Here is a 13,062-nt window from a genome sequence, read left to right as displayed (position 1 = left end):
GACGGCACCCGCGCCGCAAACGTCGGCCACCTCACCCCCCAGTACCCCGTCACCCTCGGGGATCGCACCGCCCTCCTGGACGACCTCACCGGAGGCGGGTTCACCGTCCTCACCGACGGAGCGGCGCCGCTGAACGCGCTGGACTTCGCCGAACGGGACTTCCTGATCGGCATCGGCGCCGCGATCGTCCCGCTGTACGCCGACGGTGCCTCTGTCGGCGGTTATCTCGACGTCCCCGGCGGCTACCTGACCCACCTGCGCGAGCACGGCCACGTCGCCGCCATCGTCCGGCCCGACTTCTACCTGTTCGGCACCGCCACCGACGGCGCCGGGCTCAAAGAACTGGTCGGCCAACTGCGCGACCAGCTGCAACGGCCCGCCGCCACCGACCGCGTTCCGGTTCCCGAGCCCCTGACCGCCGTGGCCGACCAGTAGACCCGGCGGCGCAGGCGCCGTCCCGCCGGCACGCGCCGGCACCGATCGGTCCGCCCACCTGAGAGCCTTCGCCGGTCCGGGATTCCCGGGGGCGGCCACCGGGCCGGCGGCCACGTCGTCCGGCCGGCCGCCGCCGGCTTCCACCGGGCCGCCCCCGGTTCCGTCCCGACCGCGGCCCGTCCGAGGTCGCCCCGCCTCGCGGTCGGGACGGCCCCGGCGGTGAGCGTGTGCGCGGCCCCAAATCAATTGTACGAGACGCATCGTCTCGCATAAGGTCGCCGGCATGACCCACGTCGCCATGTTCTCCATCGCCGCCCACGGCCACGTGAACCCGAGCCTGGAGGTGATCCGTGAACTCGTCGCGCGCGGACACCGGGTCACGTACGCGATCCCCCCGGTGTTCGCGGAGAAGGCCGCCGAGACGGGTGCCGAGGTGAAACCCTGGCACTCGGCGCTGCCCTCGCCCGACGACGACCCGGAGGCGTGGGGCACCACCCTGCTCGACAACGTCGAGCCCTTCCTGAACGACGCCGTCCAGGCCCTGCCGCAGCTGATCGAGGCGTACCGGGGCGACGAACCGGACCTCGTCCTGCACGACATCACCTCGTATCCCGCGCGGGTCCTGGCCCACCGCTGGGGCGTGCCCGCGATCTCCCTGTCGCCGAACCTCGTCGCCTGGGACGGCTACGAGAAGGAGATCGCCGAGCCGATGTGGGAGGAGCCCAGGCGGACCGAGCGCGGCCGCGCCTACTACGCGCGGTTCCGGGCCTGGCTGGAGGAGAACGGCATCACGCAGCACCCCGACGCGTTCGTCGGCCGCCCGGGCCGTTCCCTCGTCCTCGTCCCCAGGGCGCTCCAGCCGAACGCCGACCGGGTGGACGAGACCGTGCACACCTTCGTCGGTGCCTGCCAGGGCGACCGCGGCGCGGAGGGCGACTGGCAGCGGCCCGCCGGCGCCGAGAAGGTGGTGCTCGTCTCGCTCGGGTCGGCGTTCACCAAGCAGCCGGCGTTCTACCGGGAGTGCGTGGCGGCGTTCGCCGGTCTGCCCGGCTGGCACCTGGTGCTCCAGACCGGCCGGCACGTCGACCCCGCCGAGCTGGGGGAGGTGCCGGGCAACGTGGAGGTGCGGTCCTGGGTGCCGCAGCTCGCGGTCCTCAGGCAGGCCGACCTGTTCGTCACGCACGCGGGCGCGGGCGGCAGCCAGGAGGGCCTCGCCACGGCCACCCCGATGATCGCCGTACCGCAGGCGGCCGACCAGTTCGGCAACGCGGACATGCTCCAGGGCCTCGGCGTGGCCCGCCACGTCCCGGCGGCGGAGGCCACCGCCGGCACCCTGCGCGAGGCGGCCCTCGCGCTCGTCGGCGACCCGGGGGTGGCCCACCGGCTGAGGGACCTTCAGGCGCAGATGGCGCAGGAAGGCGGTACGCGCCGGGCGGCCGACCTGATCGAGGCGGAGCTGGCGGCGGCGCGCGGGGGTGAGGGTGCGCGTGCGCACCGGAGTGCGCCTGACGACGCACCTCCGGGAAGGCGGCCAGGCATCGGCCGCTCCCGGGATCCGGCCTGATCGACGAGACACCGCCCGTAGACTGTACGGATGACGACGTACGCGGCGCTGCTGCGCGGGATCAACGTGGGCGGCAGCAAGAAGGTGCCGATGGCCGAGCTGCGCGCCCTGCTGGAGGATCTCGGCCACACGGCGGTGCGCACGTACCTGCAGAGCGGCCAGGCGGTGTTCGCGAGCGAGCACGGCGACGAGGAGTCGCTGGCCGCCGGGCTCACGGAGGCGATCGAGAAGCGGTTCGGCTTCGGGGTGGACGTCATCGTGCGCGACCACGCCTATCTCAGCGCCGTCGCCCGCGACTGCCCGTTCCCGGCCGCCGAACTGGAGGCCAGGCAGCTGCACGCCACGTACTTCTCCGCGCCCGTCGCCGCGGAACGCTTCGCCGGGATCGACCGGGCGGCGTTCCTCCCCGAGGAGTTCCGGCTCGGCGACCGCGTCCTGTACCTGTACGCACCCGACGGCCTGGGCCGCTCGAAGCTCGCCGATCACCTGGCCAGGCCCCGGCAGGCCAAGGGCGTGATCGCCACCACCCGCAACTGGAACACCGTGGTCAAACTCGTGGACCTCACCGCGCCCGCGGCCGGGTGACCCGCCAGGGGGGGGGGGCAGCGCCGGCCCGCCCGCCTTCCGTCTCGGCTGCCGGAGCGCCGCGGAACCCGGCCGGCGGATCCGGCTCAGGCCCCGACGGCCGCCAGCCTCGGCACCCGCGCCGCGTCGTACCGCTCCAGCAGCACCCGGGCCACCTCCGGCGCCGGGCCCAGCACGTCGGCCAGCACGTCCGCCCCGGCCGCGCCCCGCGCGATGCGGTCCGGCAGGAAGCCGGGGGCCAGGACGTACGGCGCGACGGCGACGCGCGCGCAGCCGAGGGCGCGCAGTTCCCGTACCGCGTCCTCGGTGCGGGGAAGGGATGCGGAGGCGAACGCAGGCCGCACGGCGCACCAACCGGTGTGCCGCCACTCCCGCGCGATGTCTGCGATCACTGCGATCGCCTCCGGGTCGGTGGACCCCGCCGAGGCCAGGACGACCCCGGTCGAGGACTTGTCGGCGGGGGTCAGCCCCGCCTCGTACAGCCGCCTCTCCAGCGCGCCCAGCAGCAGGGGCGACGGGCCGAGCACCTCCGCCTGGCGGATCCGCAGCCGCCGCGGCGCCTGCCGCAGCACCGCCGGGATGTCCGCCTTGGCGTGGAAGGCGCGCGTCAGCAGCAGGGGCAGCGCCACGACGTCGCGGACGCCCTCCGCCGCCAGGGACTCCAGCACACCCCGCACGGAGGGGATGGTGAAGTCCAGGAAACCGGTCTCGACCCGCAGGCCCGGCCGCAGCGACCGGACCCGCCGCACCAGAGCGTCGACGGTCGCGGCGTGCCGAGGGTCGCGGCTGCCGTGGGCGATGACGAGGAGGACCGGTTCGTGGCGCACGGGGATCAGCTCTTCACCAGCAGGCCGCGGCTGCGCAGCACCCGCCGCTCCAGCGGGCTGAAGATCAGCAGGTCGATGGCGATACCGACGATCAGGATGAGCAGGATGGCGAGGAACACCATGGACATGGAGCTGGTGTTGCGGCCGTTCTCCAGCAACTGGCCGAGCCCCACGCCCAGGTCGGGGGAGGAGGCGATGATCTCGGCGGCCATCAGCGACCGCCAGGAGAACGCCCAGCCCTGCTTCAGGCCGGCCAGGTAGCCGGGCAGCGCCGCCGGCATCACGATGTGCCAGGTGCCCTTCAGACCGGTCGCGCCCAGCGTGCGGCCCGCCCGCAGGAACAGCGGCGGCACCTGGTCCACGCCCGAGACCAGGCCGTTGGCGATGGAGGGGACGGCGCCGAGCAGGATCACGGCGTACATCATCTGGTTGTTCAGGCCGAGCCAGATGACGGCCGGCGGCACCCAGGCCACCGACGGCAGCGACTGCAGTCCGGACAGGATCGGCCCGATCGCGGCCCGCACGAACCGCACCCGTGCCACCAGCAGACCCAGCGGGGTGCCGATGGCCAGCGCCATCAGGAAGCCCAGCAGACCGCGGGAGACGCTGGTCCAGATGTAGTCCAGCAGCGTGCCCTGCAGCCAGGACGTCCGCACCTCGCCCCACACGTCGCCGGGCGAGGGCAGCTTGCCCGGGTCGTCGACCACGTCGAACGTGATCAGCGCCTGCCACACGGCCAGGACCAGCAGGACGGCGGTGACCGGCGGCACGATCTTCTGCGTGAACGTGGTGCGCAGCGGCGTACGGCCGGTGTGCACCGTCTCCAGGGCGTCCAGGCCCGCTTCGAGCCCCGCCAGGTCGTTGCCGTCCTTGCCGTCCTTGCCGTCCTTGTTGTCCTTGCCGTCCTCGGCGTCCTTGACGGCGGACGTGTCAGTGCTGGCCATGGCGGCGGATCTCCCCACGCAGTTCTTCGGTGATCTCAAGGGACAGTTCCGCCACCGCGGCGTCCTCGATACGGCGCGGCTGCGGGATGTCGACCGTCCACTGGCGGGCGATCCGTCCCGGGCGCGACGACAGCAGCACGACCCGCTGCGCGAGCCGCACCGCCTCGCGCACGTTGTGCGTCACGAACAGCACGGAGAGCCGGGTCTCGTGCCAGATCCGGGTCAGTTCGTCGTGCAGCACGTCGCGGGTGATCGCGTCGAGCGCCGCGAACGGCTCGTCCATCAGCAGCAGCTTGCTGTCCTGCGCGAGCGCGCGGGCCAGCGCCACCCGCTGCCGCATCCCGCCGGACAGCTCGTGCACCCGCTTGCCGTACGCCCCCTGGAGCCGGACCAGCGCCAGCAGCTCCTCGGCCCGGCCGCGCCGGTCGGCCTTGGGCACCCCGCGCAGCTTGAGGGCCAGCTCGATGTTCTTGCCCGCGGTCAGCCACGGGAAGAGGGCGTGCTCCTGGAACATCAGCGCTGGGCGGCCGTCCGTCGAGATCGCGCCGGCCGACGGTTTGTCCAGCCCCGCCACCAGGTTCAGCAGCGTGGACTTGCCGCACCCCGAGGCCCCCAGGAGGGTGACGAACTCGCCGGGCGCGACATCGAGCGAGATGTCGTCGAGGACGAGCTGCTGCCCGGCGGGGCCGGCGAAGGACTTCGAGACGTGCTCGATGCACGCGGCGTGCTCCACCGACGTACCGGCGTCGGCGGCCTTGGCGAAGGTCGTGGCCATGGTCGTCACCTCCTGGAACTTGCTGGGAACTGATCGGACTTACGAAGCGGCGCCGAGGCCGGCGTCGTCGACGGGGGCCGCGCCCCGCGCGGCGAGGACCCGGTTGAGCGGGGCGAGGTCGTAGATGCCCTTCAGGTCGGACCGCTCCAGCAGGCCCGCCTTCACCGCGTGCTCCGCCTGGGCGCCGAGGGTGGCCGCCAGGGGGTCGTCGGTGACGCGGATCGACGCCCACGCCGGGTCCAGCACCTCGGCCGGCAGCGGCTTGCCGGTGTCCGTCTCCAACTGGCGGTTGGCCGCCGTCTTCGCCCGGCCCGGGTCGGCGTTGATCCACTCGTTGGTCTCGGCGGACGCCCGCAGCACGGCCTCGACGGCCTTCGGGTGCTCCTTCAGGAAGCTCTGCGACACGATGATGTTGGTGATCACGAACTTCTTGTCCGGCCACAGGTCGGCCTCGTCCAGCAGCACCTTCGCGCCCTCGGCGACCAGCTTCGACGCGGTCGGCTCCGGCACCCAGGCACCGTCGACGGACCCCGAGCTGTAGGCGTCCGGCGTCACCTTGTTGTCGGTGCGGACCACGGAGACGTCGCCCTTGCCGCTCTGCGCGTCGACCTTCCAGCCCTGCTCGGCGATCCAGTTGAGGAACGCCACGTCCTGCGTGTTGCCGAGCTGCGGGGTGGCGATCCGCTTGCCCTTGACGTCCTCGAGGGACTTGATCTTCTCGGGGTTCACCACGAGCTTCACCCCGCCCGACGCCGACCCGCCGACGATCCGCAGTTTGGTGCCGCCCGACTTGAGGTAACCGTTGATCGCCGGTGAGGGGCCGATCCAGCCGATGTCGATGGAGCCGGAGTTGAGGGCCTCGATCTCGGAGGGGCCGGCGTTGAAGGTGGCGTACTCGGCCCGGGTGGCGCCGAGTTCCTTCTGGAAGAAGCCCTGCTGCCGGCCGACCAGCGCGGTGGCGTGGGTGAGGTTGCCGAAGTACCCGATCCGGACCGAGTCCAGACCGTCGGTCTTCTTCGCCCCGGCGGCGATCCGGACGGTGCCGTCGTCCTTCGCCTGGGAGCCGTAGCCGCAGGCGGTGAGCGCGAGCAGCGGGAGCGCGGCCAGCGCCGCGAGGCCGCGGCGCAGGGCGGTGGTGGCAGGCACGGGAGGGTTTCCTCTCGGTGGCCCGGCGGTCACGAACCCTCAGGTCGTGGCCGGGAGGTCGGCGGGTTTTCGGCGGCGCGCGCGGGGCGCCCGGCACGGGTGCGCGGGCGCGCACGTCGCGGGCGTCACGCACATCGCGCCACTCCGCCCTGCCCGCTGCCGAGGGCGCCGCTGCCGACGCGGCCGCCCTCCTTCGCGAAGGACGAGTAGAAGTCGGTCGACGTCATGGTCAGAAGTCCCATCCGTCGTCCTCGGCCTCGTCCCGGACCGGCTCCGGGGCGGCGAACGACTCGCCGACCATGCCCGCGGTGAGCGTGGTGCCGTCGTTCGGGTCGATCAGGATGAACGAGCCGGTGCGCCGCGAGTCGGCGTAGGAGTCGACCGGCAGCGGCTCCGCGGTGCGGACCTTGACCCGGCCGATGTCGTTGGCGACGAGCCGGCCCGGGTGCGGGTGCAGGGACAGGTCGTCGAGGGTGAGCCGGGACGGGATGTCCTTGACGATCGCCTTGACCGTGCGGGTGCCGTGCTTGAGCAGCACCCGGTGGCCGACGGTCAGCGGCTGGTCGGCCACGTGGCAGACGGTCGCCTCGATGTCCTGCGTGGTCGGCGGGGCATCCTTGCTGGGCACGATCAGGTCGCCGCGCGAGATGTCGATGTCGTCCTCCAGCAGGAGGGTGACCGACTGCGTGGTCCAGGCGACGTCGACCGGCTTGCCCAGCAGGTCGATGCCGGAGACCTTCGTCGACCGGCCGGACGGCAGGACCGTGATCTGCTCGCCGACGCGGAACGAGCCGGCCGCGATCTGTCCCGCGTAGCCCCGGTAGTCGGGGTGCTCGGCGGTCTGCGGCCGGATCACGTACTGCACGGGCAGCCGCGCGTGGCAGTGCGCCAGGTCGTGGCTGACCGGCACGGTCTCCAGGTGCTCCAGGACGGTGGGCCCGCCGTACCAGTCCATGTGCGCGGACGGCTCCACGACGTTGTCGCCGTTGAGCGCGGAGATCGGGATCGCGGTGACCTCCGGGACGCCGAGCTCGGTGGCGTACGCGGTGAACTCCTCGGCGATCGCTCCGAACACGTCCTCCGCGTAGCCGACGAGGTCCATCTTGTTGACGGCGAGGACGACGTGCGGGACGCGCAGCAGGGCGGCGATGGCGGCGTGCCGGCGGGTCTGCTCGACGACGCCGTTGCGGGCGTCGACGAGGACGACGGTCAGTTCGGCGGTGGAGGCGCCGGTGACCATGTTGCGGGTGTACTGCACGTGGCCGGGGGTGTCGGCGAGGATGAACCGGCGGCGGGCGGTGGCGAAGTAGCGGTAGGCCACGTCGATGGTGATGCCCTGCTCGCGCTCGGCGCGCAGGCCGTCCGTCAGCAGCGCCAGGTCCGGGGCCTCCTGGCCGCGGCTCGCCGAGGCGCGCTCCACGGCCTCCAGCTGGTCGGCGAGGACCGACTTGGAGTCGTGCAGCAGCCGGCCGACCAGGGTGGACTTGCCGTCGTCGACCGACCCGGCGGTGGCGAACCGCAGCAGGGTGGTCGCCGACAGCTGCTCGACCGACAGCGTCTCGGTGGGTTCGGTGGTGCTGGTCATGGCTAGAAGTACCCCTCGCGCTTGCGGTCTTCCATCGCGGCCTCGGAGAGCTTGTCGTCGGCCCGGGTGGCGCCCCGCTCGGTGAGGCGGGACGCGGCGATCTCGGCGATCACCTGCTCCAGCGTCTCGGCGTCGGAGTCGACGGCGCCGGTGCAGGACATGTCACCAACCGTGCGGTAGCGGACCTGCCGCTTCTCGACGGTCTCGCCGTCCTTCGGGCCGCCCCACTCGCCCGGGGTCAGCCACATGCCGTTGCGCTGGAAGACCTCGCGCTCGTGGGCGAAGTAGATCTCCGGCAGCTCGATGCCCTCGCGGGCGATGTACTGCCAGACGTCGAGTTCGGTCCAGTTGGACAGCGGGAAGACGCGCACGTGCTCGCCGGGGGCGTGGCGGCCGTTGTAGAGGTTCCACAGCTCGGGCCGCTGGCGGCGCGGGTCCCACTGGGAGAACTCGTCGCGCAGCGAGAAGACCCGCTCCTTGGCGCGGGCCTTCTCCTCGTCGCGGCGCCCGCCCCCGAAGACCGCGTCGAAGCGCTCGGCCTGGATCTTCTCGGTCAGGGGGAGCGTCTGCAGGGGGTTGCGGGTGCCGTCGGGGCGCTCCTTGAGCACGCCGCGGTCGATGTAGTCCTGCACGGACGCGACGTGCAGGCGCAGGCCGTGCTGGGCCACCACCCGGTCGCGGTAGTCGATGACCTCGGGGAAGTTGTGCCCGGTGTCGACGTGCAGCAGGGAGAAGGGCACGGGCGCGGGGGAGAACGCCTTGAGCGCCAGGTGCAGCATGACGATGGAGTCCTTGCCGCCGGAGAAGAGGATCACCGGCCGTTCGAACTCGCCCGCCACCTCACGGACGATGTGCACCGCCTCGGACTCCAGCGCGTCCAGGTGCGACAGCGCGTACGGAGTCGCCGTCTCCTCGGTCACGGGTGCGACGGTCGTCATGCCAGTCCCTTCTCGGTGAGCAGCGCGTACACCGACGCCGCGGACTCCTGCACGCTCTGGTGCTGCGACTCGATGCGCAGGTCCGGCGAGGCGGGCTCCTCGTACGGGTCGTCCACGCCGGTCAGCCCGGTCAGCTCGCCCGCGGCCTGCTTGGCGTACAGCCCCTTCACATCGCGTTCGGAGCACACCTCGACCGGGGTGGCCACGTGCACCTCGACGTACGGGGTGCCGTTCGTCTCGTGCCGCTTGCGCACCGCGTCGCGGCTGTCGGTGTACGGCGCGATCACCGGGACCAGCGCCTTGACGCCGTTGCGGGCGAGCAGCTCGGCGACGTAGCCGATGCGCTGCACGTTGGTGTGCCGGTCCTCGCGGCTGAAGCCGAGGCCCGCCGAGATGAACTCGCGGATCTCGTCGCCGTCGAGCACCTCGACGCGGTGGCCCTCCGCGCGCAGCCGGCCGGCCAGCTCGTACGCGATCGTGGTCTTGCCGGCGCTCGGCAGGCCCGTGAGCCAGACCGTGGCTCCGCTCGTCACGTGCTTCTCCTGAGGGGTCGGTGGGGTGGTCGTCATCCGTGCAGCCCGCACTCGGTCTTGGCCCGCCCGGCCCAGCGGCCGGCGCGCGTGTCCTCGCCCGCGAGGACGCGGCGGGTGCAGGGGGCGCAGCCGACGGAGGCGTAACCGTCCATCAGCAGCGGGTTGGTCAGCACGCCGTGCTCGGCGACGTAGGCGTCCACGTCGTCCTGGGTCCAGCGGGCGATCGGCGAGATCTTGACCTTCTGGCGCTTGTCGTCCCAGGCGACGACCGGGGTGCCGGCCCGGGTCGGGGACTCGTCGCGGCGCAGCCCGGTCGCCCAGGCGTCGAAGTTCGCGAGCCCCTTCTCCAGGGGCTCGACCTTGCGCAGGAAGCAGCACCGGTCGGGGTCGCGGTCGTGCAGCTTCGGGCCGTACTCCGCGTCCTGCTCGGCGACCGTCCGGGCCGGGGTGAGGGTGATGACGTTGACGTCCATCACGGCCTCGACGGCGTCCCGGGTGCCGATGGTCTCCTCGAAGTGGTAACCGGTGTCGAGGAAGACGACGTCGACGCCGGGCATCGCACGGGACGCGAGGTGGGCGACCACCGCGTCCTCCATGGAGGACGTCACGCAGAACCGCCTGCCGAAGGTCTGCGCCGCCCACTGGAGGATCTCCAGCGCCGAGGCGTCCTCCAGGTCCCGGCCCGCCTGTTCGGCGAGCGCCTTCAGCTCCTCGGCGGTACGCGTGTGCTGAGCCGTCGTCATATCCCGTCCCCTCCTGTCGGCCGGTGCCCGAGTCCGCGGGCGAGCAGCCCCAGGAACTTCAGATGGAATGCGCGACCGCATGCCGCGCATTCCCAGGCACCGTGGCCCTGCTCGCCCGGACGCAGGTCCTCGTCGCCGCAGTAGGGGCAGTAGAACGGTGCGGCACGCTCACTCATGGGGCATCCTTCGTCTCGCTCGCCGCGGTCACGAAAGCGCCTCCTCGGAGGCACGGGCCGCCCAGGTCGCGAACCGCTCGCCTTCCTCGCGCTCGGCCTGGAACCGCTTCAGGACCCGCTCGACGTAGTCGGGCAGCTCCTCGGAGGTGACCTTCAGGCCCCGCACCTTGCGGCCGAAACCGGCCTCCAGGCCCAGCGCGCCGCCCAGGTGCACCTGGTAGCCCTCGACCTGCTCGCCCCGGTCGTTCAGGACCAGCTGGCCCTTGAGGCCGATGTCCGCGACCTGGATGCGGGCGCAGGCGTTCGGGCAGCCGTTGAGGTTGATGGTGATCGGCTCGTCGAAGTCCGGGATCCGGCGCTCCAGTTCGTCGATGAGCGCGGCGCCGCGCGCCTTGGTCTCGACGATGGCGAGCTTGCAGAACTCGATGCCCGTGCAGGCCATGGTGCCGCGCCGGAACGGGGAGGGCTTGGCGGTCAGGTCCAGCGCCTCCAGCGACTCGACCAGCGAGTCGACCTGTCCCTCCTCGACGTCGAGGATGATCATCTTCTGCTCGACCGTGGTGCGCACCCGGCCCGAGCCGTGCGCCTCCGCGAGGTCGGCGATCTTCGTCAGCGTGGTGCCGTCGACGCGGCCGACCCGGGGGGCGAAACCGACGTAGAACCGGCCGTCCCGCTGCCGGTGCACGCCGACGTGGTCGCGCCAGCGCGCCACCGGCTGGGCGGGCGCGGGGCCGTCGACCAGCTTGCGCTTGAGGTACTCGTCCTCCAGCACCTGCCGGAACTTCTCCGCGCCCCAGTCGGCGACCAGGAACTTCAGCCGGGCGCGGGTGCGCAGCCGCCGGTAGCCGTAGTCGCGGAAGATGGAGATGACGCCCTCGAACACGTCGGGCACCTCGTCCAGCGGCACCCAGGCGCCGAGCCGGACACCGATCTTCGGGTTGGTGGACAGGCCGCCGCCGACCCACAGGTCGAAACCGGGGCCGTGCTCCGGGTGGTGGACGCCGACGAAGGCGACGTCGTTGATCTCGTGCGCCACGTCCAGCAGCGGGGAGCCGGAGACCGCCGTCTTGAACTTGCGCGGCAGGTTCGAGAAGGCCCTGTTGCCGATGACCCGGCGGTGGATCTCCTCGATGGCGGGCGTGCCGTCGACGATCTCGTCCTCGGCGATGCCGGCGACGGGCGAACCGATGATCACGCGGGGCGTGTCGCCACAGGCCTCGGTGGTGGACAGGCCGACCGCCTCCAGGCGGTTCCAGATCTCGGGCACGTCCTCGATCCGGATCCAGTGGTACTGGACGTTCTGCCGGTCGGTGATGTCGGCGGTGCCGCGCGCGAACTCCTGCGAGATCTCGCCGATGACCCGCAGCTGACGCGTGGTGAGCCGGCCGCCGTCGACGCGGACGCGCAGCATGAAGTACTCGTCGTCCAGCTCCTCCGGCTCCAGAACGGCGGTCTTGCCGCCGTCGATCCCCTGGCGGCGCTGGGTGTAGAGCCCCCACCAGCGCATCCGGCCACGAAGATCGTTGGGGTCGATGGAGGCGAAGCCGCGCTTGGAGTAGATCGTCTCAATGCGTGTCCGCACATTGAGACCGTCGTCGTCCTTCTTGAACTGTTCGTTGCCGTTGAGCGGGGTGAAGTGACCCACGGCCCACTGACCCTCACCGCGGTGACGGCTCACCTTGCGGCGGGGAGTCGCGGCGGCAGGGTTCTGCGGGGTGGCGGCCATGGTTCTACGTCCTTCGGGACAGGCGGAAAGCGGCTCTGACCTGCGCGTGCGGGCGCATCGGGGCATACGTGCGCGTCATTGCGCGAGGGACAGACGAAGCGGGGGGAGCGGCGTTGCCGGAGTGGTCTCAGCTCGCCGGACAGATGGCGCTGGACATGCGGCCGAGGTCGACGTGCCGCCGACTCACCAAGGCAATTCCAGTTCCAGACATGACGGAAGCCTGTCACGGCGATCTGGACAGAGTCCAGCTTCGTCCAACATCCGGACATCTTGGTCCCGACATGCGAGACTGGCGTGGTGTCGGTCACATGGCGCGAACGCCGTCTTGTCGGGCCAGGTCAGACAGGGTATGCGCCGGGCCACGGACCGGGCGTGGCGGCCCGCGTCTCCTCCTCGACCCTGGTGTCGAACAGCCGGAACCCGCGACGCAGGTAGTTGTCCAGCGCGTGCTCGCCGTCCTTGCTGCAGGTGTGCAGCCACACCCGCGTGGTCGGCGTCAGCCCCGGCCGGCGGTCCCCGAGGTCCCAGGCGCGGGCGGCGCCGCAGGACAGCAGGTGCCCGCCGATGCGCCGCCCGCGGAAGGCCGGGATCAGCCCGAAGTGCACGATCTCCACCACCCCGTCGCCCTGCGGGACCAGCTCCGCGTAGCCCGCCGGGGTGCCCCGCTCGTAGGCCACCCAGGTCTCCACCCCGGGCCGCTCCAGATGCTTCTGCCACTGCGCGTACGACCAGCCCAGCCGGTCGGTCCAGTGGATGTCCCCGCCCACCGAGGCGTACAGGAAGCGGCTGAACTCGGGCGAGGGCGCCTCGGCGCGGTCGATGCGCACCGCGCCCTGCGGCGCCGCGGCCGGGAGCAGGTCGGTGGGGCCGCTCTGCTCCAGGGACCAGGTGGTCACGGGGATGTCCGTCATGCCGGCCAGGGAATCACAGTGCCGCGGCAGGCGACGTTCGCCCGTGGCGGAGCGGCGTCCGGTGCGTGCTCTCGGCGTGCCGCACGCCGCTCCGCCACGGGCCGCACTCGGGCCTTCGGCCGGTGCGGCGAGCGTGCGTGCCGGGCGTCGCGACGGGGCGAACGTCGCCTGCCG

Annotated in this window: 14 protein-coding genes and 1 pseudogene; 3 read left to right on the top strand and 12 right to left on the bottom strand. The window is 72.2% G+C overall.

What is annotated here, in order from left to right; genetic code table 11:
* The 3 genes and pseudogenes from ACFF45_RS34115 to ACFF45_RS34105 all read left to right on the top strand — a co-directional run.
* Positions 1 to 435 (top strand): annotated as a pseudogene (locus ACFF45_RS34115) (bifunctional 3-(3-hydroxy-phenyl)propionate/3-hydroxycinnamic acid hydroxylase MhpA); the annotation flags it as partial.
* A 283-nt stretch (positions 436 to 718) separates the two neighbouring features.
* Positions 719 to 1,999, top strand: a complete 1,281-nt coding sequence (gene mgt / locus ACFF45_RS34110; protein ID WP_381350861.1) for a macrolide-inactivating glycosyltransferase — start codon at positions 719 to 721, stop codon at positions 1,997 to 1,999.
* A 30-nt stretch (positions 2,000 to 2,029) separates the two neighbouring features.
* The gene (locus tag ACFF45_RS34105; protein WP_381350859.1) at positions 2,030 to 2,584 is read left to right on the top strand and encodes a DUF1697 domain-containing protein; all 555 of its coding nucleotides are present in this window, start codon (positions 2,030 to 2,032) and stop codon (positions 2,582 to 2,584) included.
* A gap of 86 nt (positions 2,585 to 2,670) precedes the next feature.
* On the opposite strand, the gene ACFF45_RS34100 is transcribed toward ACFF45_RS34105, so the two are convergent.
* The 12 genes from ACFF45_RS34100 to ACFF45_RS34045 all read right to left on the bottom strand — a co-directional run bounded on the left by ACFF45_RS34100 (position 2,671) and on the right by ACFF45_RS34045 (position 12,888).
* Positions 2,671 to 3,411 carry a sirohydrochlorin chelatase gene (locus ACFF45_RS34100; RefSeq protein WP_381350858.1) on the bottom strand — a complete coding sequence of 247 codons (741 nt, stop codon included), beginning with the start codon at positions 3,409 to 3,411 and terminating at the stop codon, positions 2,671 to 2,673.
* Positions 3,412 to 3,416: 5 nt separating this feature from the next.
* Positions 3,417 to 4,355, bottom strand: a complete 939-nt coding sequence (locus ACFF45_RS34095) for an ABC transporter permease (protein WP_381350857.1) — start codon at positions 4,353 to 4,355, stop codon at positions 3,417 to 3,419.
* A complete protein-coding gene (locus tag ACFF45_RS34090) occupies positions 4,342 to 5,130 on the bottom strand; it encodes an ABC transporter ATP-binding protein (RefSeq protein WP_381350856.1) in 789 nt (262 codons plus the stop codon). The genes ACFF45_RS34095 and ACFF45_RS34090 overlap by 14 nt, the downstream gene beginning before the upstream one ends.
* Positions 5,131 to 5,169: 39 nt before the next feature.
* Positions 5,170 to 6,276 (bottom strand): aliphatic sulfonate ABC transporter substrate-binding protein, encoded by a 1,107-nt coding sequence (locus tag ACFF45_RS34085; RefSeq protein WP_381350855.1) that lies wholly within the window; start codon positions 6,274 to 6,276, stop codon positions 5,170 to 5,172.
* 229 nt (positions 6,277 to 6,505) lie between these two features.
* Complete coding sequence (locus tag ACFF45_RS34080; RefSeq protein WP_381350853.1) at positions 6,506 to 7,861, bottom strand: sulfate adenylyltransferase subunit 1; 1,356 nt, start codon at positions 7,859 to 7,861, stop codon at positions 6,506 to 6,508.
* Positions 7,862 to 7,863: 2 nt separating this feature from the next.
* Positions 7,864 to 8,799 carry a sulfate adenylyltransferase subunit CysD gene (cysD, locus tag ACFF45_RS34075; RefSeq protein WP_381350852.1) on the bottom strand — a complete coding sequence of 312 codons (936 nt, stop codon included), beginning with the start codon at positions 8,797 to 8,799 and terminating at the stop codon, positions 7,864 to 7,866.
* A complete protein-coding gene (gene cysC, locus ACFF45_RS34070) occupies positions 8,796 to 9,332 on the bottom strand; it encodes an adenylyl-sulfate kinase (protein ID WP_381350851.1) in 537 nt (178 codons plus the stop codon). Before cysC ends, cysD begins: the two co-directional genes overlap by 4 nt.
* A gap of 32 nt (positions 9,333 to 9,364) precedes the next feature.
* Positions 9,365 to 10,075 (bottom strand): phosphoadenylyl-sulfate reductase, encoded by a 711-nt coding sequence (locus ACFF45_RS34065; protein WP_381350849.1) that lies wholly within the window; start codon positions 10,073 to 10,075, stop codon positions 9,365 to 9,367.
* Positions 10,072 to 10,251, bottom strand: coding sequence for a hypothetical protein (locus ACFF45_RS34060; protein WP_381350847.1), 180 nt, complete (start codon positions 10,249 to 10,251; stop codon positions 10,072 to 10,074). Before ACFF45_RS34060 ends, ACFF45_RS34065 begins: the two co-directional genes overlap by 4 nt.
* Positions 10,252 to 10,279: 28 nt before the next feature.
* A complete protein-coding gene (locus tag ACFF45_RS34055) occupies positions 10,280 to 11,977 on the bottom strand; it encodes a nitrite/sulfite reductase (RefSeq protein ID WP_381350846.1) in 1,698 nt (565 codons plus the stop codon).
* 127 nt (positions 11,978 to 12,104) lie between these two features.
* Positions 12,105 to 12,188, bottom strand: a complete 84-nt coding sequence (locus tag ACFF45_RS34050; RefSeq protein WP_309486338.1) for a putative leader peptide — start codon at positions 12,186 to 12,188, stop codon at positions 12,105 to 12,107.
* Positions 12,189 to 12,315: 127 nt separating this feature from the next.
* Entirely contained in the window at positions 12,316 to 12,888 is a 573-nt protein-coding gene (locus tag ACFF45_RS34045) for a GNAT family N-acetyltransferase (RefSeq protein WP_381350845.1), read from the bottom strand.
* Positions 12,889 to 13,062: the final 174 nt, after the last annotated feature.

Origin of the sequence: Streptomyces cinereospinus, from assembly GCF_042430725.1 — a bacterium.
Classification (GTDB): Bacteria; Actinomycetota; Actinomycetes; order Streptomycetales; family Streptomycetaceae; genus Streptomyces; species Streptomyces cinereospinus.
Note: the sequence above shows the minus strand (reverse complement) of the source record. Positions and strands in the feature narration are given on the sequence as shown.